This window comes from Nesterenkonia sp. (assembly GCF_029265375.1).
In the GTDB taxonomy this organism is placed as follows: Bacteria; Actinomycetota; Actinomycetes; order Actinomycetales; family Micrococcaceae; genus Nesterenkonia.
Window position 1 is genome coordinate 47,069 of sequence record NZ_JAJUJJ010000005.1, and the last position, 24,185, is coordinate 71,253.

General features: G+C 67.6%; 22 protein-coding genes and 1 tRNA gene. 11 read left to right on the top strand and 12 right to left on the bottom strand.

Annotated features, from left to right (window positions below; translation table 11 throughout):
* Window positions 1–63 precede the first annotated feature (63 nt).
* Window positions 64–945, top strand: a complete 882-nt coding sequence (panB, locus tag Q1K09_RS03330; protein WP_300343214.1) for a 3-methyl-2-oxobutanoate hydroxymethyltransferase — start codon at window positions 64–66, stop codon at window positions 943–945.
* Window positions 946–1,060: 115 nt separating this feature from the next.
* Here panB and Q1K09_RS03335 read toward each other — a convergent pair whose 3' ends face one another.
* The gene (locus Q1K09_RS03335; protein ID WP_300343215.1) at window positions 1,061–1,246 is read right to left on the bottom strand and encodes an SPOR domain-containing protein; all 186 of its coding nucleotides are present in this window, start codon (window positions 1,244–1,246) and stop codon (window positions 1,061–1,063) included.
* Window positions 1,247–1,278: 32 nt separating this feature from the next.
* Between Q1K09_RS03335 and map the strand changes: the two genes are divergently transcribed.
* The 6 genes from map (at window position 1,279) to Q1K09_RS03365 (ending at window position 5,591) form a co-directional block, all read left to right on the top strand.
* Window positions 1,279–2,166 carry a type I methionyl aminopeptidase gene (gene map, locus Q1K09_RS03340; protein ID WP_300343216.1) on the top strand — a complete coding sequence of 296 codons (888 nt, stop codon included), beginning with the start codon at window positions 1,279–1,281 and terminating at the stop codon, window positions 2,164–2,166.
* A gap of 102 nt (window positions 2,167–2,268) precedes the next feature.
* Entirely contained in the window at window positions 2,269–3,126 is an 858-nt protein-coding gene (gene ppgK / locus Q1K09_RS03345) for a polyphosphate--glucose phosphotransferase (RefSeq protein ID WP_300343218.1), read from the top strand.
* Window positions 3,127–3,247: 121 nt separating this feature from the next.
* Window positions 3,248–3,321 (top strand) — tRNA-Val (locus Q1K09_RS03350).
* 128 nt (window positions 3,322–3,449) lie between these two features.
* Window positions 3,450–3,662 (top strand): hypothetical protein, encoded by a 213-nt coding sequence (locus tag Q1K09_RS03355; RefSeq protein WP_300343220.1) that lies wholly within the window; start codon window positions 3,450–3,452, stop codon window positions 3,660–3,662.
* 182 nt (window positions 3,663–3,844) lie between these two features.
* Window positions 3,845–4,504: an NINE protein gene (locus Q1K09_RS03360; RefSeq protein ID WP_300343221.1), complete on the top strand. Its 660-nt coding sequence runs from the start codon at window positions 3,845–3,847 to the stop codon at window positions 4,502–4,504.
* 100 nt (window positions 4,505–4,604) lie between these two features.
* Window positions 4,605–5,591 (top strand): aldo/keto reductase, encoded by a 987-nt coding sequence (locus tag Q1K09_RS03365; protein WP_300343222.1) that lies wholly within the window; start codon window positions 4,605–4,607, stop codon window positions 5,589–5,591.
* A 45-nt stretch (window positions 5,592–5,636) separates the two neighbouring features.
* Here Q1K09_RS03365 and Q1K09_RS03370 read toward each other — a convergent pair whose 3' ends face one another.
* From Q1K09_RS03370 to Q1K09_RS03380, 3 genes are read right to left on the bottom strand one after another with little or no spacing between them, the layout of a single operon-like run.
* Window positions 5,637–6,551: a MaoC/PaaZ C-terminal domain-containing protein gene (locus tag Q1K09_RS03370; protein WP_300343224.1), complete on the bottom strand. Its 915-nt coding sequence runs from the start codon at window positions 6,549–6,551 to the stop codon at window positions 5,637–5,639.
* A gap of 2 nt (window positions 6,552–6,553) precedes the next feature.
* On the bottom strand, window positions 6,554–7,912 hold the full coding sequence (locus Q1K09_RS03375; RefSeq protein WP_300343226.1) for a 3-oxoacyl-ACP reductase: 1,359 nt from the start codon (window positions 7,910–7,912) through the stop codon (window positions 6,554–6,556).
* An 11-nt stretch (window positions 7,913–7,923) separates the two neighbouring features.
* Window positions 7,924–9,210, bottom strand: coding sequence for an acetyl-CoA C-acetyltransferase (locus Q1K09_RS03380; RefSeq protein WP_300343319.1), 1,287 nt, complete (start codon window positions 9,208–9,210; stop codon window positions 7,924–7,926).
* A 106-nt stretch (window positions 9,211–9,316) separates the two neighbouring features.
* Here Q1K09_RS03380 and Q1K09_RS03385 point away from each other — a divergent pair, with 106 nt between their 5' ends.
* A complete protein-coding gene (locus Q1K09_RS03385; RefSeq protein WP_300343228.1) occupies window positions 9,317–11,392 on the top strand; it encodes an acyl-CoA dehydrogenase in 2,076 nt (691 codons plus the stop codon).
* Between the two features lie 114 nt (window positions 11,393–11,506).
* On the opposite strand, the gene pepN is transcribed toward Q1K09_RS03385, so the two are convergent.
* Window positions 11,507–14,287 (bottom strand): aminopeptidase N, encoded by a 2,781-nt coding sequence (pepN, locus tag Q1K09_RS03390; protein ID WP_300343229.1) that lies wholly within the window; start codon window positions 14,285–14,287, stop codon window positions 11,507–11,509.
* A 32-nt stretch (window positions 14,288–14,319) separates the two neighbouring features.
* On the opposite strand from pepN, the gene Q1K09_RS03395 reads away from it, so the two are divergent.
* The 3 genes from Q1K09_RS03395 to Q1K09_RS03405 are packed head-to-tail and all read left to right on the top strand — an operon-like array spanning window position 14,320 to window position 17,740.
* Window positions 14,320–15,960, top strand: coding sequence for a circularly permuted type 2 ATP-grasp protein (locus tag Q1K09_RS03395; protein WP_300343231.1), 1,641 nt, complete (start codon window positions 14,320–14,322; stop codon window positions 15,958–15,960).
* A complete protein-coding gene (locus Q1K09_RS03400) occupies window positions 15,954–16,889 on the top strand; it encodes an alpha-E domain-containing protein (protein ID WP_300343233.1) in 936 nt (311 codons plus the stop codon). Before Q1K09_RS03395 ends, Q1K09_RS03400 begins: the two co-directional genes overlap by 7 nt.
* Window positions 16,886–17,740 (top strand): transglutaminase family protein, encoded by an 855-nt coding sequence (locus Q1K09_RS03405; protein ID WP_300343234.1) that lies wholly within the window; start codon window positions 16,886–16,888, stop codon window positions 17,738–17,740. The genes Q1K09_RS03400 and Q1K09_RS03405 overlap by 4 nt, the downstream gene beginning before the upstream one ends.
* A 35-nt stretch (window positions 17,741–17,775) precedes the next feature.
* Here Q1K09_RS03405 and tatC read toward each other — a convergent pair whose 3' ends face one another.
* From tatC to Q1K09_RS03440, 7 genes are all read right to left on the bottom strand, one after another.
* A complete protein-coding gene (tatC, locus tag Q1K09_RS03410; RefSeq protein ID WP_300343236.1) occupies window positions 17,776–18,612 on the bottom strand; it encodes a twin-arginine translocase subunit TatC in 837 nt (278 codons plus the stop codon).
* Between the two features lie 5 nt (window positions 18,613–18,617).
* On the bottom strand, window positions 18,618–18,866 hold the full coding sequence (gene tatA / locus Q1K09_RS03415; RefSeq protein ID WP_300343238.1) for a Sec-independent protein translocase subunit TatA: 249 nt from the start codon (window positions 18,864–18,866) through the stop codon (window positions 18,618–18,620).
* A 90-nt stretch (window positions 18,867–18,956) separates the two neighbouring features.
* Window positions 18,957–20,882, bottom strand: a complete 1,926-nt coding sequence (locus Q1K09_RS03420; RefSeq protein ID WP_300343240.1) for a YafY family protein — start codon at window positions 20,880–20,882, stop codon at window positions 18,957–18,959.
* The gene (locus Q1K09_RS03425) at window positions 20,883–21,287 is read right to left on the bottom strand and encodes an FKBP-type peptidyl-prolyl cis-trans isomerase (RefSeq protein ID WP_300343242.1); all 405 of its coding nucleotides are present in this window, start codon (window positions 21,285–21,287) and stop codon (window positions 20,883–20,885) included. It lies immediately after the preceding gene.
* On the bottom strand, window positions 21,284–22,414 hold the full coding sequence (locus Q1K09_RS03430; RefSeq protein WP_300343244.1) for an FKBP-type peptidyl-prolyl cis-trans isomerase: 1,131 nt from the start codon (window positions 22,412–22,414) through the stop codon (window positions 21,284–21,286). Before Q1K09_RS03430 ends, Q1K09_RS03425 begins: the two co-directional genes overlap by 4 nt.
* Before the next feature lie 32 nt (window positions 22,415–22,446).
* A complete protein-coding gene (pafA, locus tag Q1K09_RS03435) occupies window positions 22,447–23,937 on the bottom strand; it encodes a Pup--protein ligase (RefSeq protein WP_300343246.1) in 1,491 nt (496 codons plus the stop codon).
* Window positions 23,938–23,940: 3 nt separating this feature from the next.
* Entirely contained in the window at window positions 23,941–24,144 is a 204-nt protein-coding gene (locus Q1K09_RS03440; protein WP_300343248.1) for a ubiquitin-like protein Pup, read from the bottom strand.
* Window positions 24,145–24,185: the final 41 nt, after the last annotated feature.

Here is a 24,185-nt window from a genome sequence, read left to right on the forward strand (position 1 = left end):
GTCCAGCCGTGACCACTCTACCCAAGTCAGACCCGGCGCCCCGGGTGGGAGTACCCTGGGGGTATGTCTCCGGCTGAATCTTCCACCCCCGAGCAGAGCGCCCCCTACAGCGGTCCCTCCGCAGGTGAGACCGGGCCGGCGGGGCTGAATCCCAAGCGTGTGCGCACCGTTCACCTGCAGCGGTTCAAGGATGAGGGCCGCCGGTTCTCCATGCTGACCGCCTATGACGCGATGATGGCCGAGGTGCTCGACGACGCCGGCGTGGAGGTGCTGCTGATCGGCGACTCGGCGGCCAACGTGATGCAGGGCCGCGCCTCCACGCTGAGCATCACGGTGGAGGAGATGATCATCTACGCCAGCTCCGTGGTCAATGGTGCTCGCCGCGCCCTGGTGGTGGCCGACCTCCCCTTCGGCAGCTATGAGGCCTCACCGGAGCAGGCCGTGGCCTCCGGGGTCCGGCTGATGAAGGAGGCCGGCGTGCACGCGGTGAAGGTGGAGGCCGATGCCACGCTGGTCCCCCACGTGAGGGCCATGGTCTCTGCGGGAATCCCAGTGATGGCGCATATCGGTTTCACCCCGCAGTCCGAGCACGCCCTGGGGGGCTACCGGGTGCAGGGCCGCGGAGAGGCCAAGCAGCGGCTGATGGAGACCGCTGAGGCTCTGGTGGAGGCCGGCGCATTCAGTCTGCTGGTGGAGATGGTGCCCGCCGAGGTCATGGCCGAGCTGGACGCCGCGGTGCCGGTCCCCACCGTGGGCATCGGCGCCGGTGCGTCCGCCACCGGGCAGGTGCTGGTCTGGCAGGACATGCTGGGCCTCAACGGGGGGCGGCTGCCGCGCTTTGTGAAGCAGTACGCAGATCTGCGCGGGATCATCACCGAGGCGGTGGGGCGCTTCCGCGACGACGTCGCCTCCGGGGCGTTCCCGGCCGAGGAGCATACGTTCTGAGTCAGTTCCGTCGGCGGGCGGAGCCCGCGCGACTCTCGGCCGGCAAAGCCTTGCCGGCCATCACACCTAAAGACGCTGGTTCCGCGGCCGGGCGCAGGTTCCGTCGGCGGGCCCCTCAGCTTCGGCTGTCGGAGTCGGGGGCGTCGTCGTCGGCCTCCCAGGCCTCATTGTTCTCCTGCACCCGCTCCATGGCACGGGCAGCCTCGGCGTAGCTCGAGTAGGGGCCCAGCAGATGCTTCCAGCTGGACTGGGCGCCCTGCTCCACTTCTCCGGTGCGCACATTGAACCAGTACTCGCTCATGCCCCCACCCTACGCCCGATAGGATGGCGGCCATGGCTTCTGCGACATCCACCGCACCAGTGGGCACCCTGACCCCGGGCACCCTCTCCCCCGAACGGCCTGTGCCGTCCCATATCCCCACCCCGGACTATGTGGGACGCGACGAGCCGGAGAAGTACACCGGTCCCGATGCCTTCGATGCAGAGATGATCGAGCGGATCCGGCGGGCCGGACGCCTGGCCGCCGACTGTATGGTCGCCACCGGCAAGCGCATCGCCCCCGGAGTGACCACGGACGAGCTGGACGCCTTCGCCCACCAGTACCTCATCGACCGCGGCGCGTATCCGAGCTGCCTGAACTACAAGGGCTTCCCCAAGTCCATCTGCACCTCAATCAATGAGGTGGTCTGCCACGGCATCCCCGACTCCACGGTCCTGCAGGACGGCGACATTGTGAATCTGGACATCACCGCCTATCTGGACGGCGCCCACGGGGACCACAATGTGACCTTCCTGGTCGGCGAGGTGGATGAAGAGTCCCGGCTGCTGGTGGAGCGCACCCGGGAGGCCATGATGCGCGGCATCCGCGCGGTCAAGCCGGGCCGGCCCATCAATGTGATCGGACGAGCGATCGAGTCCTACGCCAAGCGCTTCGGCTACGGTGTGGCGCGCGAATTCATCGGCCACGGCGTAGGTCCGGCCTTCCACACCGGGCTGGTGATCCCCCACTATGACGCCGCCCCGGAGTACTCCCGCCCTATGGAACCAGGCATGGTCTTCACCATTGAGCCCATGCTCACCCTGGGAACCCGCCACTGGCAGCTCTGGGAGGACGGCTGGACGGCGGTGACCGCCGACCGCAGGCGCACCGCGCAGTTCGAGCACACGCTGGTGGTCACCGACGACGGCGCCGAGATCCTCACCCTGCCCACCGAGGAATGAGCACGCGCTATTCTGGTGACCGGTCTCTCCGGCGCAGCGTCGCGTCGTCGCACCTGCGGCCCTCTGCCGAGCCGCTCCCCACCTCACCAACTGTGGAGAACTATGCCTGAATCAGATAACCGAGCCCCTGCCGCCGAAGCACTCGGCCCCCGCAGCAGGATTCTGGACAACCTGCCCAAGCGCGCCATCGGCATCGACGTGGGCGGCACCGGCATCAAAGGCGGCATCGTCAACCTCCGCAAAGGCAAACTGGTCGGTGACAGGTTCCGCGTCCCCACCCCGAAGCCGGCCACCCCTGAAGCGGTGGCCGGGGTGATCGGCACCATCCTGGAGGAGCTGCTCTCCCGCGCCAAGGCCCCGGCTGAGGATCAGCTGGCCGTCGGGGTCACCTTCCCCGCCATCGTGATCGACAATGTGGTGCTCTCAGCGGCGAATATCGACGATTCGTGGATCGAGTGCGACACCTCTGAGCTGCTGGCGGATCTGCCCGGCCGGATCTCTACGCTCAACGACGCCGATGCCGCCGGTCTGGCCGAAGTCCGCTACGGCGCTGGTGCCGGCCGAACGGACACCGTGATGACAGTGACTCTGGGCACCGGAGTGGGCACCGCGCTGGTGCACGACGGCGTCCTGGTGCCCAATTCAGAGCTGGGGCATCTGGAATTCGAGGGCGTGGTCGCTGAGACCAAAGTCTCAGCGGCTGCTCGGGAGCGGGCCGATCAGCCCTGGCCGGAGTACGGCGACGTGCTGCGCCGCTATCTGAGCCATGTGGAGCGCATCCAGCCGGTGGGCCAGTTCATCATCGGCGGCGGGGTGTCCAAGCGCAGCGACGACTTCCTGCCCTATGTCACCGGTCTGCGTGCCGAGGTGGTCCCGGCCACCCTGGTGAACAATGCGGGAATTGTGGGAGCTGCGCTCTATGCCGCTGAGCAGGCCGCCGCTGCTGAGGCGAACAGCTGACTGAAGCGCGCAGCAGCCGCCGCGTCTGAGGCGAGTGGCCGGCAGCGAGGCGCCGCGGCCCCCACCTTGCTATAGTGTCTCTCTGGTGCCGCGGCCGCCTGGCTGGTGCGGCACACCTTTCGCGCCGATAGCTCAGTTGGTCAGAGCACTGCGTTTACACCGCAGGTGTCGGGAGTTCGAGTCTCTCTCGGCGCACCGAATACACAGACGACTCAGACCGTCTGCCTCCGGATACGCCGATTCAGCCTGGAAGATTACTATTTGGGCTTCCGTATTGGCGGTCGACCATTGGACACCTCCAGGCGGTCCGCTATGCTTCAGGCATGCGTGCAGTGGAAACATTGGTGATATGTCTGGGCGTCGCCGCTGCGTTGTTCGGCGTCGTCATGTTCACCATCAGTCAGGTCAGTGAGAGCGGAATGGCTATGCCGGTCAGTGGTCTGCTGACCTATCTTGTAGCCGGACTGCTGCTCGCCCTGGTGGGCTGGATCATCCAGGTTCTGACCGATGTGCAGCGGAAAGCTCGCCAGTCCTGACGAGCTGCAGGCCCCCGGCACGTTGTGAACTTTCTGCAATGTGAGCGGAGACCGCCGATATCGATATGAGGTGCGCGTCGCTCAACCACGCACCTGTATCCACCCCCCGGCGCATGACAGCTGCTGGATCAGCAGCAGCGCGTAGGCTGATGAGTAGTCGCACACATGACATGGAGGGGGCCATGACCACGCATCGATTGGACTCACCGCTGGGCAGCGAAACTGCCATCGCCGGGATCGAGTACCAGATCAGAAACTCCCGCTCGGCGTTCCGTGCGCTGAAGCCGGAGGGTTTTGGAGAGGCAGAGACATGGGGTGTTCTGCAGCCCGAGCCCATCAACGCTCACGATCAGCACGCCATCTGCGTCATGGTCATGGGGCGGAAGATCGGCTATGTGCCCGCGGCTGAGGCGCCGCACTTCAGCCCGGCGCTGCAGCGTCTCCAGCAGACCGGCCAGTACGTGGAAGTTCCGGTGCGGCTGCGTGGCCGGGACCGTGGGGATGAGGGACTGCATGTCACCGGCACCGTCTACCTCCCGGATCCCCACGAGCTTCAGGAGCTCCTCGGCCCTGCCCACCTGAGCCAGCAGGCGCCGGCACACTACCGGCCGCCTGCGCCATACCCGGCTGACTGGAGGCCTCCGAAATCGCATGCGGCGGCGATCCTGCTCTCGCTGTTCCTGGGGACCTTAGGCATTGACCGCTTCTACCTCGGCCATGCGGGAGTGGGCATCGCCAAACTGCTCTTCTCCTGGATGACATTCGGCGTCTGGCAGCTGATCGATTGCGTGCTGATCATCGCCAAAGGCACTGAGGGCCTGAAGCGCATCAATTGGCACTAGGTCCTCCGGCGGCGGAGTGCGCACCGGCCGCCCACTCCGAAGCCGGCATCGGGTAAGTTCGACCTGGATAGAAACAGACAATCTGAAAGGGAGGGCACCCGTGGAGACCTCAGTACTGGGACGCACCGGACGGCAGGTGACCCGCATCGGACTGGGAACCTGGCAGCTGGGCGGAGATTGGGGAAGCGTCACTGAAGCCGAGGCTCTCGAAGTGCTCGACGCCGCCGCCGAGGCCGGCGTCACCTTCTTCGACACAGCCGACGTCTACGGAGACGGCCGCAGCGAGAAGATCATCGGACAGTGGCTGGCCAGCAATCCAGGATGGAACGGCACCGTGGCCACCAAGATGATCCGACGGGCCCCGGAGCCTTCGCTGGCCCACGCCACCGCCGAGAACTTCCGCGCATGGACCCAGCGGTCTCGCGAAAACCTTGGGGTCGAGACTCTCGATCTGGTGCAGCTGCACTGCCCCACCGATGACGTCTACGACGACGACGCCGTCTTCGATGCACTGGATGAACTGCTGGCCGAGGGAGCGATCGCCTCCTACGGCGTCAGTGTGGAGACCTGTGACCAGGCCCTGCGCGCGATCGCCCGGCCCGGCACAGCCACTGTGCAGATCATCCTCAACGCGTTCCGGCAGAAGCCGCTGGAGCAGGTGCTCCCTGCCGCCCAGCAGGCCGGTGTGGGGATCATCGCCCGGGTCCCGCTGGCCAGCGGCCTCCTCTCGGGACGCTACGGAGCCGATACCGAGTTCCCCGCCGATGACCACCGGAACTTCAATCGCCGCGGAGAGGCCTTCGACGTCGGCGAGACCTTCTCCGGCGTCGACTACGCCACCGGCGTGCAGGCTGCCGCCAAGTTCTCCCGCCTAGCGGCCCAGGCTGGTGTGGAGCCCGCCCAGGCGGCGCTGGCCTGGGTGCTGCAGCAGCCCGGAGTCTCCACCGTGATCCCTGGGGCCCGGAACCCGCAGCAGGCGCGCAGCAACGCCGCCGCAGCCGAGGTGGAGCTCCCCGAGCAGTTCATCTCCGCGGTCAGAGAGCTCTACGATGCCTCCATCCGCCCCGAGGTGCACCACCGCTGGTGACCACCTGCTGCTCGGGGCCGCGTCCAGCCCCGAGCAGCGGCTGCCTCAGGGCAGGGTCAGTGTGCCGGTGAAGTGCCGGCGGTTCTTCCGCGGGTTCCATCCGGTGAAGCGCCAGGCGGAGTCGTCCTGCCGCTCGGCCGCGAAAGCGACTGACGCCGGCAGCGTGATCGGAGCTTCGAACTCGATGCTCCAGCGGTGACCAGCCTGCTCCGGCTCGCGGCCCTCCAGCATTCGGGCAGCCGAGTACATTCCGTGCACAATCGTGGTGCGCTGTCCCAGCGCCTTGGCGGTCAGCGATGAGAGATGGATCGGGTTGAAGTCTCCGGAGACCGCCGCGTACTCCCGGCCTGCATCGGCGCCCAATGTCCACCGGCCTGTCGGCCGCGGCGGGGTGAATTCTCCGCGGCCGGTGCGGGAGCCGGCCTCCTTCGGTGATCCAGCGATATAGGAACCCCGACCCAGGTAGGTGGAGACTCCCCGCCAGAGTGGGGCGGCATCGGGGCTCTGCGGATCCTCATCCGCCGCATAGACCTCTACGGTGATGTCCACCTGGGTGCCACGCCTGTGGGGCCGGAAGTTCTCCGCCCCGACGAGGATCTGCAGCGGCTGACCGGCGGTGATCGGCCGGCGGTGCTCCACCGTATTGGACAGGTGGACCATGCCCAGCAGCGGCAGGGGGAACTCCTCCGCGCTCATCAGCGCCATCTGGACGGGAAAACCCGCGATATGCACCAGGACTGAGGGCAGTGAGGTGCGGTGCACGCCGTCGAAGGGTTCTCCGTTGAAGAGGCGGCGGTACTTCTCTGCCTGGGCTTCGGTGATGCCCGGGTGCTGGGCCAGCACAGGCTCGACCTCCAGGGTCCTCAGCGAACCGGTGGAGCTCAGCCGGGAGGTCACCGCATCCACAGCAGCGCGCCGGTAGATGCTGGACAGGGCGGGCAGCTCGATCTTCCGCGCCATGCTCAGGCTCCAATCAGGTTCTGGCCGCAGACCCGCAGAGTCAGCCCCGAGGTTCCGGCCGCCGCCGGCGAGGTCAGGTAGGCCACGGTCTCTGCCACGTCCTCCGGACGGCCGCCCTGGTTCAGTGAGTTCAGGCGGCGAGCCACCTCCCGGGTGGCCATCGGCATTTTGGCGGTCATCTCCGTCTCGATGAAGCCGGGGGCCACCGCGTTGATGGTCCCGTGCCGGGCCTCCAGCTGGGCAGAGGCCGCCGAGACCATCCCGATCACCCCGGCCTTGGAGGCCGCGTAGTTGGTTTGACCCCGGTTGCCGGCGATTCCGGAGGTCGACGCCAGGGAGACGATCCGCGGTCCGACGCTGTCCTCGGTGCGGTTGAACAGCTCCGAGGACAGGAAGGCCCGGTTCATGCGCAGCTGGGACTCAATATTGACCGCGATGACCGAGTCCCAGCGGGAGGCGTCCATATTGGCCAGCAGCTTATCCCGGGTGATGCCGGCATTGTGCACCACAATGTCCAGCCGACCGTAGTGCTGCTGGGCATGCTCAAGGATCCGCTCCCCGGCATCCTCAGCGGTGATGTCCAGCTGCAGGGCGGTGCCGCCGACCTGGTTGGCCACTGCCGCCAGCTGCTCTCCGGCGGCGGGCACGTCCACCAGGATCACGCGGGCGCCGTCGCGGTGGAGCACCTTGGCGATCGCGGCTCCGATTCCGCGGGCGGCGCCGGTGACCACAGCCACCTGATTCTGCAGCGGAGCGCTCCAGTCCTCGGGCAGCGCGCCGTTGACGCTGCTGACGGTGAGGAACTGCCCGGAGACGAACGCCGAGCGGCCCGAGAGCAGGAAGCGCAGTCCGCCGGCGACCGAGGGGGCTGCCACATCCAGGTCCTCGCTGAGGACAAGGCCGTTGGCGGTGCCGCCGGCGCGCATCTCATGGGCGGTGGACCGGGTCAGTCCCTCCACGCCCTTGCGGGCGGCACGAATCGCCGGGTCCTCGGTGCCGGTCGGGTCGCGGAAGACAGTGATCACCCGGGCCGAGGGCAGCAGCTGTTTCAGCAGTCCCCCCAGGGCCAGGACGGTGTCGCTGAGATCAGCCGGGGTGCTGATGGTGTCGAAGACTGCCACCACGGCGGCCAGCTTCTCCTTCGGGCCCACATGGCGTCGCACGTCCAACCCCCAGCTGACCAGCTGGGCGGCCAGGGTGTCAGAGGCCTCGCCGTCTCCGACCACAACCACCGGGCCCTCCACCAGAGGCGCGTTCGGTCGGTAGCGGCGCAGCTTGGCAGGCTGCGGCAGTCCCAGCGCCTTGGTCACGCGCCGGCCCAGGCCGGTGTTGGCGAATTCGGTGTAGGTGTCCTGCGCCATAGAGTCTGGTCTCACCGTCCTTCGATGATTGCTGTGATGCCCTGCCCTCCGGCCGCGCACACGGAGATGAAGCCCAGCTTGCCGGGCTTGCCGTGCAGCAGCTTGGCCAGGGTGCCCACAATGCGCCCGCCGGTGGCGGCGAAGGGGTGGCCGGCGGCCAGCGAGGATCCGGTCACGTTCAGCCGGGAGCGGTCGATGCTGCCCAGGGGCTGGTCCAGGCCCAGCTTCTCGCGGCAGAACTCCTCGGACTCCCATGCACGCATCTGGGCGAGCACAGTGGAGGCGAAGGCCTCGTGGATCTCGAAGTACTCGAAGTCCTCAAAGCGCAGGTTGTTGCGCTTGAGCATCCGAGCCGCGGCATAGGCCGGAGCCATTAGCAGCCCCTCGGCGCCGTCGACGAAGTCCACTGCGGCCTCTTCGTAGTCGACGAAGTTCGCCAGCTTGGGCAGGTCCTGCGCATCGGCCCACTCCTCGGAACCCAGCAGCACCGTGGCAGCGCCGTCAGTCAGGGCGGTGGAGTTCGCCGCCGTCATCGTCGCCTCATCCCCCAGGTTCCGGCCGAAGACCGGTGAGAGCTTGGCCAGCTTCTCCACCGTGGAGTCCGCACGCATGTTGTTGTCCCGGTTCACTCCCTTGAACGGGGTCACCAGATCGTCGAAGAAGCCGTCGTCGTAGGCCTTGGCCAGGTTCTGGTGAGAGGCAGCGGCCAGCTCGTCCTGCTCCTGGCGGGTGATGCCCCACTGGTGCGCGGTCACGGCCATATGCTCGCCCATGGACAGTCCGGTCCGCGGCTCATTGGTGCCCGGGGCCTGCGGCGCCAGATGTCCGGGCCGGATCTTGGCCAAGGCCTTCATCCGCTGGCCCAGGGTCTTGGCCCGGTTGGCCTCCATGAGGACCCCGCGCAGCTCATCGGTGACCACAATCGGTGCGTCGGAGATGGAGTCCACGCCTCCGCCGATCGCCGAGTCGATCTGGCCGAGCTTGATCTTGTTGGCCAGCGAGCCGATGGCCTCCATGCCGGTGGCGCAGGCCATCTGCACATCGTAGGCCGGCGTCTTGGGGTCCAGCGGAGTGCCCAGCAGGGACTCGCGGACCAGGTTGAAGTTCTTGGAGTGCTTCAGCACCGCGCCGCCGGCGACTGCGCCGAGCTGCTGTCCCTGCAGCCCGAAGCGAGCCACCAGCCCATTGAGCGCAGAGGTCAGCATGTCCTGGTTGGACGCCTCGGCGTAGGCGCCGTGCGCGCGGGCAAAGGGAATACGGTTAGCGCCGATGATGACGGCGTCGCGAATGTCGACCATGGTGTGAACCTCCGATGTGGCTTTATTACTCACCAGTATCTTAGACTACTTGTGTCGGGTATCACGAACCCTGCTTCTTCTCTCTTCTTCGTTCAGGAGGTCCCGCATGACCACACCCCGCACCGACACCGGGGAGATTCCCGTCAGCGCCGTCAGTCCCCAGGAGGTGGAACGTCTGCTGCTGGGCGCCTGGGCGGAGACCCGGCGCACCGCCCGCGGCGTGCTGAAGGACCCGCAGTTCCACAAAGTGGAGGGCATGAGCACTGCCGATCACCGGGAGCGGACGCTCAAGCAGCTCCACGCGCTGGTGGAGCAGGGCGCCGTGCACCGGGCCTTCCCCAAGGAGTTCGGCGGCCAGGACGCCCACGGGGCCAATATCGCCGCATTCGAAGAGCTGGTCACCGCGGACCCGTCTCTGCAGATCAAGGCGGGCGTCCAGTGGGGCCTGTTCGGCGCTGCGGTGATGCATCTGGGCTCCCGCGAGCATCAGGCGCGGTGGCTGCCCGGGATCATGTCCCTGGAGGTGCCCGGCGCCTACGCGATGACCGAGATCGGCCACGGCTCCGATGTGGCCTCCATCGGCACCACGGCCATCTACGACCCGGAGACCGAAGAGTTCGTGCTGCACACTCCCTTCGAGGCGGCCACCAAGCGCTTCCTGGGCAATGCGGCCCTGCACGCCAAGGCGGCGGTGGTCTTCGCGCAGCTGATCACCCGGGGGGTCAACCACGGGGTGCACTGCTTCTACGTGGATGTCCGCGACGACGAGGGCCGGGCTCTGCCGGGCATCACCATTGAGGACGACGGGCACAAGGGCGGCCTCAACGGAGTGGACAACGGGCGCTTCCGGTTCAACCAGGTGCGGGTGCCGCGGACTCACCTGCTCAACCGCTACGGCGACGTCGCCGCCGACGGCACCTACACATCCTCCATCGAATCTCCGGGCCGCCGGTTCTTCACCATGCTGGGAACCCTCGTCCAGGGGCGAGTCTCACTGACCGGTTCGGCCGTGGCCGCCTCCAAGCTGGCCCTGATCGGAGCGATCACCTACGGCAACCAGCGCCGCCAGTTCCACACCGCCTCCCCCACCGAGGAGCAGGTGCTGATGGACTATCAGGTGCACCAGCGCCGGCTGATCCCCCGGCTAGCCAAGACCTTCGCCGCCGCCTTCGCCCACGAAAAGCTGCTGGCCAAGCTCGACGACGTCTTCTCCGGCCGGGACGACTCCGATGAGAACCGTCAGGAGCTGGAGACCCTGGCAGCCGCGATCAAGCCGGTGGCCACCTGGCACGCATTGGACACCCTGCAGGAGGCGCGCGAGGCATGCGGCGGGGCCGGCTTCATCGCCGAGAACCGGTTCACCTCGCTGCGGGCGGACCTGGATGTCTACGTCACCTTCGAGGGCGACAACAATGTGCTGCTGCAGCTGGTGGCCAAGCGGCTGCTGGCCGACTACGCCGCGGAGTTCAAGAATGCCGACGTCGGGGCTCTGGCCAGCTATGTGGCCAATCAGGCGTCGGATCGGGTGATGCACCGGTTCGGACTGCGGCGGGCGCTGCAGGAGTTCCGGGACACCGGCGACGAGCGGCGCAGCGCCAACTGGTTCAAGCAGCCGGAGGTCCAGCGCCAGCTGCTGGCCGGCCGGGTCCGGCAGATGGTGGTCGACGTCGCCTCCGAGCTGCGCAGCACGGCGAAGCTGCCGATGCAGAAGCAGGCTGAGGTCTTCAACGAGCACCAGTACGAGATCGTCAATGCAGCCAAGGCCCACGCTGATCTGCTGATGTGGGAATCCTTCACCGATGCGCTGGAGAGGGTGGAGCATGAGCCCACCAAGCAGGTGCTCACCTGGCTGCGCGATATCTACGCGCTGACCACGATTGAGGAGACCCTGGACTGGTATCTCGGCAACGGTCGGATCTCCTCGCAGCGAGCCCGGACCCTCTCCCCCTACATCAACCGGCTTCTGGCCCGGGTGCGTCCCCACGCCCAGGACTTGGTCGACGGCTTCGGCTATGAGCCCGATCATGTCCGGATGGAGGTGGCCTCCGGGGCCGAGCAGGCCCGGCAGGAGGAAGCCCTGGAGTACTACCGCACACTGCGGGCCTCCTCAGAGGCGCCGGTGGATGAGAAGACGCTGCTGGACAAGAAGCGGGCTGCCGAGCGCGCCGCTCGGGCCCGCTGAGCACAGGCGTCCACACGTCCCCACCTCTAAAGCGTGTGCAATGGGCCCAAACTCAGGCCGGAATCACCTGAGTTTGGGCCCATATGACACGTAACGCGGAGGTCGAGCGGGGGCTCAGCTGCTGGCGCGCTGCTGGGCGTGCAGCGACCGCAGCAGGTGATCCTGCTCCTCCAGCAGAATCCGCCGCAGCGCAGCCGGGGCCTGCTGATGCCCCTGCAGCCACTGGGCGGCCGCCCGGGCCGCCGTGTGGTCCTCCGGGCTCTGACCGCTCCCCAGCTGCTGCGCGCCGGGGAAGAGACCACGCACCACCCGTGTCGCCTGGCCCTGTGTCATCTGCTCCCAGACTCCGGTCAGGGCCGCGAAGTAGTCCTCCAGGTATCCGGAGGTCAGACCCTGCGGGTCGGCGTTGAAGCCGTCCACCGTCGCGGTGAGGTGGTCATTTGAGAGCTCCTCGCCGGCCTCATCGCGTCCGGTGAGCGCCTGTTCGAATGCCCGGCGCTTCACCTCCGGGTCAGGGCGCGCCGCGGCGGCCAGCCGGTGTGCGATCTTGCCGCGGGCAGTGGTGCGGGAGGCCAGTTCTGCATCCAGCTGGTCCATCTCCACCCTGCCGTGGGCCGCCAGCGCCTGCATGAATGCCCAGCGAAGTTCCTCATCGACGTCCAGTCCCTCGATACCGTACTCCTCGGCACGGCCGTCCAGCAGCCCGGCGAGCAGGTCCAGCTGGTCCGGGCACCTGCGCGAGAGTGCTGCCAGCGTGCGGGCGGCGGCCCGCTGAATATCGGTCAGCGCCTCTGCGGTGAATCCCGTCTGCGCCGACCGCTCCGGCCCGGTTCCGAGGAATTCTGCCAGCCGGGCGGCCAGCCGCGCGGTGAGAGCATCCTGCTCCTCGGCGGGGCAGAACCTTTCGGCCGCGGCGTCGGCCTGGCGCAGCAGTGTGGAGGCCACCGAGACTTCCGGGATCTGCAGGCCCAGGTGCATCACGGCCTCCACGAAGCGGGCTGCGGGCAGCTCAGCGTCCCGGACCATGGACCACAGGGCAGCCCACACCGTGGCGCGTGCCAGGGGGTCCCCCACCGGGTGGGTCAGGGCTGCGGCCACTGATTCGGGATCCAGGCTGAGCTTGGCGTAGGTGAGGTCGTCGTCGTTGGGCAGGATCAGCCGGGGCACATCATCCTGCGGCAGCTGCAGTCCCGGCACTTCGGTCAGTCCATCCGGCGCCTGCGGGTCCAGCTCCACATCCGCACTCTGGGCGCGGGTGAGCACCCCGGTCCCGTCGGCGGTGTAGAGCCCCACACGGATCACATGCGGGCGGGCCACCTCGGCGCCGGTGGCCGGGTCGGTGCCGCTCTGGCGGATGCTCACCACTCCGGTGGGGCTGATCTCAGCGGCCAGCACCGGGATCCCGGAGGTCTGCAGCCAGGCTTCGGCCCAGGCGTGCATATCTTTGCCGGTGACCTCCTGCAGCACGGTGAGGAAGTCCTCCAGGCTCGCGTTGCCGAAGGCGTGGCGGGCGAAGTAGCGCTGGGCGGCAGTGCGGAAGGCGTCTTGGCCCGCATAGGCTGCCAGCTGCTTCAGCACGCTGGCCCCCTTGGCGTATGTGATGCCGTCGAAGTTCTGGTCGGCGGCCTCCAGGTCGGTGATATCGGCGACGATCGGATGGGTGGTGGGCAGCTGGTCCTGCACGTATGCCCAGCCCTTGCGCGAATTGGCAAAGGAGATCCAGCCGGTGGTGAATTCGGTGGCCGCATCCACTGCGTAGGCGCCCATATAGTCGGCGAAGGACTCCTTCAGCCACAGATCGTCCCACCAGCCCATGGTGACCAGGTCCCCGAACCACATATGGGCCATCTCATGCAGGATGGTGTTCGCGCGGGTCTCGTGCTGGGCCTCGGTGGCGGCGGTGTCGAACACGTACTTCTCGGTGAAGGTGACCAGGCCCGGGTTCTCCATGGCGCCGAGGTTGTACTCGGGGACGAAGACCTGGTCGTACTTCCCAGGTGCGGCGGCCTCCGGTCCGCGCCCCCAAGGGTAGGGGTAGGCGAATTCCCGGTGGAAGAAGTCCAGTCCCTGGCGGGTGATGGTCAGAATCTCCCCTGCATCCAGGTGTTCGGCCAATGAGGCGCGGCACAGCACCGCCAGCTCGATCTCGAAGCTCTCCCCGCCCGGGGCTGAGCCGCTCCAGGTGTCCTCCACCACCGTGTAGGGTCCGGCCAGCAGCGCGGTGATGTAGGAGCTCATCAGCTCGGTCTCTGCGAAGGTGACCCTCACCAGTCCGACGCCGTCGAGCCCGGCGGCCTCACCCGGGACGTCCTCCCGGGCGGTCTCCCGGCCGTTGGAGCGCAGCTGCCAGGACTCCGGTCCGGTGAGGCTGAAGCGGAAGCGGGCCTTCATATCCGGCTGGTCGAACACCGGGAAGACCCTGCGGCAGTCGGCCGGCTCGTACTGGGTGTAGAGGTAGACCTGGCCGTCGCTGGGGTCCACAAACCGGTGGAGCCCCTCTCCGGAGCGGCTGAACCGGGAGGTGGATCGGACGTGCACCACATTGGATCCCGGCGTGAGTCCGGTGAGCCGGATCCGCGCGTCTCCGGCGTGCTCCTCGACGCTGCGGGCCTGGCCATTGATGCTCAGCTCCTCCACAGAGGCTCCCAGGTAGTCCAGGAAGGCGACCTCGTCGGCCCGCCCGGCGTCGTCCTCGTTGAGGGTCAGCTCCACCTGCGTGCTCACCGGGTAGGTCTCAGCCCCCTGGGCCGCTGCCCCGGAGAGGTCGACGTGCACCTGATAGGAGGTCACGGAGATGGCCGAGGACCGCGCTGCGGCTTCCTCGCGGGTCAGATTGGTCTCATGGGCACGGGGAAACGGGGCATGATCAGCAGTGTGTTCGGCAGTGTCAGGCATGGTGCTATTCAAGCAGATGGAATACTGAGGTCATGGCAGACCTGTTCGCCGGGTATCCGCAGGCTATGCAGCACTCGTCGGCATATGACGAGATGTTCACCCCTGACGGCGCCTTGAGGGCCGACTACGCCCAGGTCGATCAGGTTCTGCAGTCTCTGTCGCTGACTGATGTGCAGGCCCGGGCTGAGACGATGGCCCGCACCTTCTTGGACCGCGGGGTGACCTTCGACTTCGCCGGTGATGAGCGGGCCTGGCCGCTGGATATTGTGCCCCGCATCCTGGCCGGGGCACAGTGGGATCACATCTCGGCCGGCGTCGCGCAGCGGGTCGCCGCCCTGGAGGCTTTCCTCCACGACGTCTACGGCCGGATGGAGATTGTGCGCGACGGGGTGCTGCCGCGGTCGCTGATCACCTCCAGTGCGCATTTCCACCGTCAGGTTCACGGCTTCGAGGCGCCCCGCGGGGTGCGGATCCACGTCTCCGGAATCGATCTGGTCCGCGACGACGCCGGCACATTCCGGGTGCTGGAGGACAATGTGCGGGTGCCCTCTGGGGTGTCCTATGTGCTGGAGAATCGGCGGGCGATCGCCAAGGGTCTGCCTGAGGCGTTCACCGGCTCGCAGATCCGCTCGGTGGAGGAGTATCCGCGCAGGCTGCTCTCTGCGCTGCGGCGCACTGCGCCCGAGGGCGTCGATGACCCGACCGTGGTGGTGCTCACCCCGGGGGTCTACAACTCGGCGTATTTCGAGCACACGCTGCTGGCGGGGATGATGGGCGTGGAGCTGGTGGAGGGCCGTGACCTGATCTGCCGCGGCGACCGGGTCTATATGCGCACCACCGAGGGTGAGCAGCGGGTGGATGTGATCTATAAGCGGCTCGACGACGAGTTCCTGGACCCCCTGCAGTTCCGGGCCGACTCCATGCTGGGTGTGCCCGGGGTGGTCAATGCCGCCAGGGCCGGACAGGTGACCATCGCCAATGCCGTGGGCAACGGGGTCGCCGATGACAAGCTGATCTACACCTACGTGCCGGAGATCATCCGCTACTACTTGGGTGAGGATCCCATCATCCCCAATGTGGACACCTACCGCCTCCAAGAGCCTGAGGCCCGCGAAGAGGTGATGGACAGGCTGGATGAGCTGGTGCTCAAACCGGTTGACGGCTCCGGAGGCAAGGGCTTGGTGATCGGGCCGGCCGCCACCGGGGAGGAGCTGCGTGCACTGCGGAAGAAGGTGCTGGCAGACCCTCGGGGCTGGATCGCCCAGCCGGTGCTGCAGCTGTCCACTGTGCCAACTCTGGCCGAGTCCTCCTTCGCTCCCCGGCACGTGGACCTGCGGCCGTTCGCCATCAACGACGGCGAGCAGGTCTGGGTGCTGCCGGGCGGGCTGACCCGCGTGGCGCTGCAGGAAGGTTCCTTGGTGGTCAACTCCTCCCAGGGCGGCGGCTCCAAGGACACTTGGGTTGTGGACCAGCCGGGCGGGTCCGATCGGCAGGCCTCGGCCGCGGTGCCCTGGAGCACCCGACGGCGTCGGCGTGCACAGCGGGTCTGGCCCAGCGCGGTGCATGCGGCGCCCCCGGCTGCCGCCGCTCATGACGAGCAGCAGCAGCAGGCCGCACCGGTCCAGCGCTCCCGCCCCGGACTGGAGGAGAGAGAAGGTGAGCGCCGGTGCTGAGTCGGATTGCGGAATCGCTGTTCTGGATAGGCCGGTACGTAGAGCGCGCCGATGGGACGGCACGGATTCTGGACGTGCATCTGGAGCGGCTGAACCAGCTGCCGTCTGAGGAGCAGCGCACCGTCTCGGCCAACCTGCTGGCGGTGATGGGTGCGGCGGAGGAATCCGACGATGCAGCTGGCCCGGGGCTGCCTCAGCTGCTGAGCCGGTTGGCCTTCGATCCTGCCCGGCCCAATTCGATCTGTGGGTCTCTGGCAGCGGCTCGGGAGAACGCCCGCCGCGCCCGGGAGACCGTCCCGGCCCCGGTGTGGGAGTCGCTGAACACCACGTGGAACTCGGTGACGACCCACCGTCAGGATGTGGTGGGCACCTACCGGTTCTGCACCTGGGTGATGGAGCGCACCGCAACGGTGCAGGGCTTGGCCGACTCCACGATGAGCCGTGACGACTCGTGGCAGTTCCTCACCCTGGGGCGGCACCTGGAACAGGCGGATATGACCGCCCGGATGCTGGCCACCAGCGATGAGGAGGCGTTCCGACTCTCCTGGGCGAATCTGCTGCGCTGCGCCGGCGCCTACGAGTCCTTTCTGCGCAGCCGGCGCGCGGCCTTCGGGGACCACTATGCGATGGAGTTCCTGCTGCTTGACCGGCTCTTCCCGCGCTCGGTGGTCTCCGCGCTGCGCCAGGTCGAGGCCGCTCTGGTGGCCTTGGACCCCGAGTACACCCGCAGCGGGACGATGGACCAGTCCCGGCGGATCATCGGTCAGGCCCGCACCTTCTTGGAGTTTCACCACACAGATGACCTGGTCGGTGAGCTGGAGGAGCATCTGGAGCGGGTCCAGGCCGCCTGCGCCGCCGCATCCGATGCCATCACGGCCAAGTACTTCTCGCATGCGGCCGGTCAGGCATGGATCGGAGAGCAGGTATGACCCGACTGGCCGTGGATCACATCACTCGCTACCGCTACAGCAGCCCGGTGGCTGTCTCCTACAACGAGGCGCGCATGACCCCGCAGACCGATGCCCAGCAGGTGGTGCTGGAGACGGAGTTGGACATCTCGCCGGCCCCGGCCACGCTGAGCACCTACCGGGACTACTGGGGCACGAAGGTGCAGACCTTCGACCTGCACACCAGCCATGACCAGCTGACGGTCCGCGCCTCAGCTCTGGTGGAGGTTCACCGCAGCGAGAAGCAGCATCCGCCTGAGGAGCTGCTGGACTGGGAGGAGCTGAGCTCGGCCGAGCTCTTCGAGGAGTTCAGCGACTATCTCCCCCAGTCCGGTCTCACTGAGCCTGGCGAGGAGCTGCGGGACGCCGCGCAGCGGCTTGCATCCGGCCGGCGGCCCCATGAGGCGGCTGGAGAGCTTTTCGCCTGGCTTCGCGGGCAGATGGAGTACCAGCCGGGGACTACGGGGGTGCACTCCAGCGCGGAGGCGTCCTTCGCTGCGCGCAAGGGGGTGTGCCAGGACCTCTCGCATGTGGCCATCGGGGCGCTGCGCAGCCTGGGTGTGCCGGCCAGGTATGTGTCCGGCTATATCCATCCCGATCCGGAGGCGCCGGTGGGCCAGCCGGTGGCCGGCCAGTCCCACGCCTGGCTGGAGTGGTGGGACGGACGCTGGCACAGCTGGGATCCGACCAATCACACACCGGCGGGTGATCACCACATTCTCATCGGTCGCGGCCGGGACTATGCGGATGTGACTCCGTTCAAGGGCATTCTCTCCGGCGGCGGTGCTGACTCCGCGCTGGAGGTTGAGGTCTCCATCACTCGCCACGGGTGAGCTGGGCCTGGGCCGTGCCCCGGCGGTGAGTCTGCTCAGGCGCCTGCGGAGAGGTCTTCTGCCAGTCGCCTCTCCCGGCGCTTGTCGTTGAGCAGGCACAGGCCCACTGCCAGGGCGAACAGCAGCGTCAGAGGGGCCATGATGAAGAACATAGTGATCGCTTCACCGCCGGGGGCAGCCATGGCGGAGATGATGGCGATGACCAGCACCACCACCCTCCACGCGGAGAGGATGTCTCGCCCGGAGACCAGTCCGAGCATATTGATCCCGACCAGTACCACCGGCAGGATCATCGCGATCCCGCAGGCCAGGAAGAGGTGGAGCACGAAGGTGAAGTAGATGTCTGGGGCGATGATGTTGGAGGTGCCCTCCGGGTTCAGGCCGAAGAAGAACTGGATGGCTTGCGGCAGAATCCAGTAGGCCAGCAGAATTCCAGCGACGAACAGCGGCACTGAGGCAGCGATGAACGCCGCTGCATAGCGCTTCTCCGTCTTCTTCAGCCCCGGCATGATGAACGCCCACAGCTGGTAGAGCCACACCGGTGAGGAGATGACCAGTCCCGCGAACAGGGAGATGCGGATCAGCAGGTCCAGCGGCTGGCCGACGGCGTTGAACGCGATCTGAGTCAGCCGTGCGTCCTCACCCTCCCCGTAGGCGTGGACCGGGTCCGCCAGCAGGGCGAACATCCAGTCGTAGAGGAAGAAGCCGGCTACCGCTCCGGCGGCCACGCCCAGGGCTGCGATGATCAGCCGGCGGCGCAGTTCGCGCAGGTGCTCCCGCAGGCTCATGCGTCCCTCGGGATCGCGGTGTCGCCGGCGGCGCTTCTTCCTGCCGCTGTGGGATGCGGGCTGGTCGCGTTCGGCCAGGGTCATCGGGCCTAGAAGCGGTCTTTGTGCTCGCGCGCCTTATCGGTCTCGGCGGCGGGGTCCACGACCCGGCCCTCTACGGCCCGGCGCTGCGTGGCCTCGCCGTCCTCAGGCTCGTCCTCGCGCATCGTCTTCACCTCAGACTTAAAGATGCGCATGGACTCGCCCATGGATTTGGCGAGCTTGGGCAGCTTCGGCGCACCGAAGAGCAGCAGAATGATGGCCAGGATGATCAGCCACTGCCAACCTTGAAGTCCCATACCGGTTGTCCTTTCCTCTCCGGGTCAGTCTAGTGGACGAGCCTGGACGCTCCGCGTCTGGAGCGTGTTCGTCCGTGCACGGCGGCCGGCTCAGTCGCCGGACAGCTCCTGCTCGGCCCGGCGCCGGACCTTCTGCCGCAGCTCCTCGGGCCGGATCAGTTCGATATCTCCGCCTGTCTCCAGGCAGGTGCGCACTGCTGCCTCTGCCGAGCGGAAGTGGGTGCGGATGAACACCGATCCGTCGGCCTTCTCACGGCGCTGCGCCTCGGGCGCGTAGCGTTCGGCCTCGGCGGCGGCGAAGGGCGCGAAGCGCAGCACCACCCCGGAGAGCGAGTCCGGGGAGCGGTCCACCTGCGGCAGGGCGGGCTGCTGGTCCAGCAGCGCCCGCGCCTCATCGCTTCGCGGGTCCTCGGGCTGCGGGTGCAGTGAGCTGATCCGGTCCATCCGGAAGAGCCGTTCGCCGGCGGCCTTGCGGCACCAGGCGCGCAGGTAGGTGTAGGGGCCGTCGTAGAGCAGCTGCACCGGCTCTACGGTGCGCCGGCTGGAGGTGCCGTCGGCGTCGGTGTAGTCCAGCTGCACCGCGCAGCCGTCTTTGACGGCTCGCCGCGCCTGTGCCGCGTGGTCAGGGCCGGCAGGCGGCTGCAGGCTCAGCGATTCCGCGGCTGAGGCGATGGATTCGGGCACAATACTGAGCACTTTGGCCTTCAGGCTGCGGGCCGCCTGGGCCAGGGGATCCTGCTGGTCCGCCTCTGCGATCATCAGGCTCAGGGCGATCAGCAGGCTCAGCGCCCCGGGCTTGGTCAGCGAGACTGGTCGGTGCAGCGCCTCGGCCGAGGCGCCTCCGGGGATGCTGAGCGTGACTGGGTCATCGGCCCCCAGGTACTCCTCGACGAAGCTCTTCCGGTCCAGGGGAACCTCAGGGTCCACTGTGACGTAGCGGCTCATCCCCACATTGGGGCCGGACTGCTCGAGGCTGAGCAGGTCACGTTGGAGCTGCTCAGCGGTGATCCCGTACCGGTTCAGCAGCTCGCTGGGCCTCGCGCCGCCGGTGGCCAGCAGGTAGGCGGCCATATTGATCACCCGGTCGGTCTTCAGCGCGATGGTGTCCCGCCGGGTCTCGGCTGTCACCGGCCTCAGCCGGCCAGGATCCGGCGCCGGGCGGCTGTGGACCTCCACCACTGAGGCCAGCGCGTCCCGCCGCTGCTGGCCGGGAGTGAGGCCGTTGAGAATCGTCTCCGCGTCCACCTGGTCCGGCTGGCAGGCCGCTGCGCGCCGGGCCTCCTCGGCACTCAGCGCGGACCGGCCCAGCGGTTGGATGGGACCGTGCATGCGGTCGAGCCGGAAGATCCGCTGCGCCTTGCGGTCCAGGTCTTCGGCGATCAGGTACCAGTGGCCGCGGGCGCCGAGGGCCAGCGGCACCACACGACGCTTCTCCGGCTGGAACCGGCCGCGGGCGGTGTAGCTGAAAGACACCGGCGCGCCCATTCCCAGCATGCCGATCTCCAGCAGGTGGTCCAGTTCGGCCTCGGTTCCCAGCGAGGCGTGGGCGGTGCTGCGGGCCGGTCCCTCGCCAGGCTCGGCTCCCTGCGGGGCCAGCGCCCACAGGGCATGCTGCAGGCCTCGGATGCTGTCGGATGCGAACTGCAGCTGTGCCGCGTCCAGGGCCAGCCGCTCCTGGTCGGTGAGCTGCAGATCCGGCAGCCCGTACTCATCGGCCGGGATCCGGTAGCGGTGCTCGCCGGTGACGTCCTCCGACTCCAGCAGCGGGATTCCGGCTGCGCGCAGGTACTGCTTGTCATCGCTGAAGCGCCGTTCGAGGGCGGCCAGCTCACGCTCGCGCTGCTCCTCGTCGAGGAACTGCGCTTCGCGGAACCGCCCGGCGTAGCCGTCCACCCGCGTGTAGATCTCTTCTTTGGTCAAGCCGGCGGGGCTGTGGTCCAGCACAGTCTGGTGCAGAGTCAGGCACCTGACCAGCATGGGATCGGCCTGGACACTGGCCTGCGCGCTGCCGGCCATTCAGCCCACCTTCTGCACCTTCATCAGGTCCACCACGAAGATCAGCGTCTCGTTCGGGCCGATGGCGCCGCCAGCCCCGGATTCGCCGTAGGCGAGGTGGGGCGGGATCTCCAGACGGCGGCGGGCGCCCTCCTTCATGCCGATCAGCCCCTGGTCCCAGCCTTGGATGACCTGTCCGATGCCGGCGGTGAACTCCAGCGGCTTGCCGCGGCTCCAGGAGGCGTCGAACTCCTCTCCGGTGGACCATGAGACGCCCACGTAGTGGCAGGCGATCTGGTCACCGGGGGCCACCTCCGGGCCCGATCCTGGGATCAGCTCCTCGATCACCAGCTCCTCCGGCGGGGTCTCCCCGGGGAAGTCGACCTCTGGGCGGGTGCGGTCATAGCTGCGCTGTCCGAAGCTCACTGGTCAGTCTCCTCGGCCTCCTCGGCCTCGTCGGCCGGCGACTCGTCCTCGGTCTCGCCGCTGTCTGCGCCCTGGTTCTCGCCGCCCTGCTGCTCCATCTGCTCCATGAGCTCTTCGAGCTCCTCTTCGGAGATGTCCTCGGGCATCGGCTGCTGGGCAGGCTCGGGTTCGGGCAGGTCCTCGGCGCTGATGGCCTTGACAATGTCGACCACGAAGATCAGCGCACCGCCGGGGCGGCCCTCGGCGGTCATACCGTCCTCCTCAGCCGGACCGTAGGCGGAGTCCTCGGGAAGCACCAGCAGCAGACGGTCGCCCACGTGATGGCCTGCGATCCCTTCGGTCCAGCCCTCGATCACGCCGCCGTCCAGGGAAAAGCTCAGCGGCTCACCGGGCTCACCCTCTTCGTCCCAGGAGCTGTCGAACTCCTCACCGTCTTCCCAGCGCCAGCCGCTGTACTGAACAAAGAGGTAATCGTCATCGGCGATCTCCTCGCCCGATCCCTCTACGAGCACCTCGGTGCTGACCTCGCTGGGGGGCTCGGCCTCGCCGTCGTGGTCCACCAGCTGCGGCTCCTGGCCGACCTCATTCTCCACCTGGGGCAGCTCACCGGACTGCTCCTGGGTCTCCCCATCGGCGTATGCCGGATACTGGTCGGTCAGCTCCATCACAGTCAGCTGCGCCTCGTGGGTGCCGTCCTCGGCAGCTGGGTAGTAGACCGCCAGCTCGGATCCGATGGTGACTCCCTCTGCGGTGAGCACCTCATAGTAGAACTCGTCGAGCGGCTGGCCGGTCTGTTGGAACGTGGGCATCCACACCATGGCGGGCAGCGTTTCGGTGAAGTTCTGCTGCAGCACGGTGCCGTCCTCAGGGTCGGCCATGGCCATGCGGAACTCCAGGATGCTGTCCTGGCTGATCTCCTCGCCGTCGCCGCCGCTCAGCAGGCGGGAGGATCCCTCCTGAGCATCCACCGGAGAGTGCAGGATCACCTCCGGTTCGCCGTCGTCGCGGATATGCAGCTCGACGTCGTCGAGGGCTTCGGAGTCTCCGAGGTTTCCTTCATCAGTGCCGCCGCAGGCGGTGAGCAGCAGCAGGGCGGCGGCGGGGGCGGCGAGTCTTGTAGTGCGCATCAGGTGAACTGTACTAGGTTGCGGACAGATTTTCAGATCAGCGGAGGTTCCGGAGGCTGTGCCGGGCCGGTGAGCCGGTACCGGTCTGTCAGCGCCAGGGAGACGGCCCGGCCGCAGCGTTCGGCCCGGCTGCGTTCCTGCAGCTGGGTGCCCGGCTGGGCGAGTTTGGCCAGCAGATCATCGACCCGCTGGTCGGCGGCGGCGAAGGGGTCCTTGACCATGACAGCTTCCAGGGGACGGTCGGTGAGCTTGTGGTGGACCCAGTCCACGGTCACCTCAGCACCGTAGGCCCGCGCGGTGGAGAGGAACTTTCCGCGCACTGCAGCACGGGTCGGCGGCGGGGTGACCATGGCCTGCTGGATCTGCTCCTCGCTGATCAGCTCGCTGGCCATTCCCCGCCGGACCAGCAGGTGGAAGAGTCCGCGCTGGGGGTGGACGTCGTGGTAGGCGTAGTCGATCTGCTCCAGGCGGGGGTGGTCCCAGTCCAGGCCGCGGGAGGCGGCGACGTCGTCGAGCAGCTTCTTCTTGATCGCCCAGTCGATGTCCTTCTCAATCAGGTGGTGCTCGCCGGTGGCCACCGCTTCCACCGCGCGTTCCCAGAGCTCCAGGATGGCTGGGACCTGCTCGTGATGAGACCCGTGCTCGCCGACGAACCGCTGCGCCCGGCGCAGCAGGCCGCGCTGGATCTCCACTGCTGTGGTCTCCTCCCCGCTGCGCAGCCGAAGCGGCGCAGCACCGGTGAGGTCGTGACTGACCGCGCGGATGGCGGCGATGGGATTGGCCAGCTCATAGTCGCCGATCGGAACGCCGGCCTCGATCATGCGCAGCACCAGATCAGTGGCCCCGTATCGCAGCAGCGAGGTGGTGGTGGACATATTGGAGTCCCCCACGATCACGTGCAGTCTGCGGTGCGCGGCCGCGTCGGCGTGCGGCTCGTCGCGGGTATTGATGATCGGCCGGGACCGGGTGGTGGCGCTGGAGATCCCTTCCCACATGTGGTCGGCCCGCTGGGAGAAGGCGAAGTGGGCCGGTCGCTGCTCATCGGCGGACACCACCCGGCCGGCCCCGGCGATGATCTGGCGGGTCACCAGGAAGGGCAGCAGAATCCCGGAGAGTCTGCGGAAATGGGTGGTGCGCGGGATCAGGTAGTTCTCGTGGCTGCCGTAGGAGTTGCCGGCGGAGTCCACGTTGTTCTTCAGCACATAGACCTGGCCGGTGAATCCGTCCTCATGCAGACGCTGCTCGGTCCAGACCGCCAGGTCGTGCATGATGCGTTCTCCGGCACGGTCGCTGGCGATCAGGTCGGTCAGCTGGTCGCATTCGGCCGTGGCGTATTCCGGGTGGGAGCCGACGTCCAGGTAGAGCCGGGACCCGTTGGGGATGAAGATATTGGAGCTTCGGCCGAACTCCACCACCGGGCGGAACAGGTAGCGGGCCAGTTCGTCCGGCGGAAGCCCGCGCCCCGAGGTGGGCCGGTGAGTGATGCCGAACTCCGTCTCAACACCGTAGACGCGACGGTCCACGCCTTACTGGCCGCCCTTCTGGACGAAGCCCTTGACGAATTCCTCCGCATTGGCCTCCAGCACGGTGTCGATCTCACCCAGCAGGCTGTCCAGCTCCTCTGCGCGCTGCTGGGACTGCGGGTTCGCCTGCGTCTGGCCGGCCTCGGCGGCGGCGTCCTGCTCCTCCCCGCCGGGACGGTGCGGCTGCTTCTGCGGCTGCGCTGCCATGGTCCTCTCCTCACCGGTTGGATCTAGTCATAGTAGGGCAT

Coding starts and splice junctions, on each gene's coding strand:
- panB (WP_300343214.1), top strand. CDS start 64: ATGTCTCCGGCTGAATCTTCCACCCCCGAGCAGAGCGCCCCCTACAGC.
- Q1K09_RS03335 (WP_300343215.1), bottom strand. CDS start 1,246: ATGAGCGAGTACTGGTTCAATGTGCGCACCGGAGAAGTGGAGCAGGGC.
- map (WP_300343216.1), top strand. CDS start 1,279: ATGGCTTCTGCGACATCCACCGCACCAGTGGGCACCCTGACCCCGGGC.
- ppgK (WP_300343218.1), top strand. CDS start 2,269: ATGCCTGAATCAGATAACCGAGCCCCTGCCGCCGAAGCACTCGGCCCC.
- Q1K09_RS03355 (WP_300343220.1), top strand. CDS start 3,450: ATGCGTGCAGTGGAAACATTGGTGATATGTCTGGGCGTCGCCGCTGCG.
- Q1K09_RS03360 (WP_300343221.1), top strand. CDS start 3,845: ATGACCACGCATCGATTGGACTCACCGCTGGGCAGCGAAACTGCCATC.
- Q1K09_RS03370 (WP_300343224.1), bottom strand. CDS start 6,551: ATGGCGCGGAAGATCGAGCTGCCCGCCCTGTCCAGCATCTACCGGCGC.
- Q1K09_RS03375 (WP_300343226.1), bottom strand. CDS start 7,912: ATGGCGCAGGACACCTACACCGAATTCGCCAACACCGGCCTGGGCCGG.
- Q1K09_RS03380 (WP_300343319.1), bottom strand. CDS start 9,210: ATGGTCGACATTCGCGACGCCGTCATCATCGGCGCTAACCGTATTCCC.
- Q1K09_RS03385 (WP_300343228.1), top strand. CDS start 9,317: ATGACCACACCCCGCACCGACACCGGGGAGATTCCCGTCAGCGCCGTC.
- pepN (WP_300343229.1), bottom strand. CDS start 14,287: ATGCCTGACACTGCCGAACACACTGCTGATCATGCCCCGTTTCCCCGT.
- Q1K09_RS03395 (WP_300343231.1), top strand. CDS start 14,320: ATGGCAGACCTGTTCGCCGGGTATCCGCAGGCTATGCAGCACTCGTCG.
- Q1K09_RS03405 (WP_300343234.1), top strand. CDS start 16,886: ATGACCCGACTGGCCGTGGATCACATCACTCGCTACCGCTACAGCAGC.
- tatC (WP_300343236.1), bottom strand. CDS start 18,612: ATGACCCTGGCCGAACGCGACCAGCCCGCATCCCACAGCGGCAGGAAG.
- tatA (WP_300343238.1), bottom strand. CDS start 18,866: ATGGGACTTCAAGGTTGGCAGTGGCTGATCATCCTGGCCATCATTCTG.
- Q1K09_RS03420 (WP_300343240.1), bottom strand. CDS start 20,882: ATGGCCGGCAGCGCGCAGGCCAGTGTCCAGGCCGATCCCATGCTGGTC.
- Q1K09_RS03430 (WP_300343244.1), bottom strand. CDS start 22,414: ATGCGCACTACAAGACTCGCCGCCCCCGCCGCCGCCCTGCTGCTGCTC.
- Q1K09_RS03440 (WP_300343248.1), bottom strand. CDS start 24,144: ATGGCAGCGCAGCCGCAGAAGCAGCCGCACCGTCCCGGCGGGGAGGAG.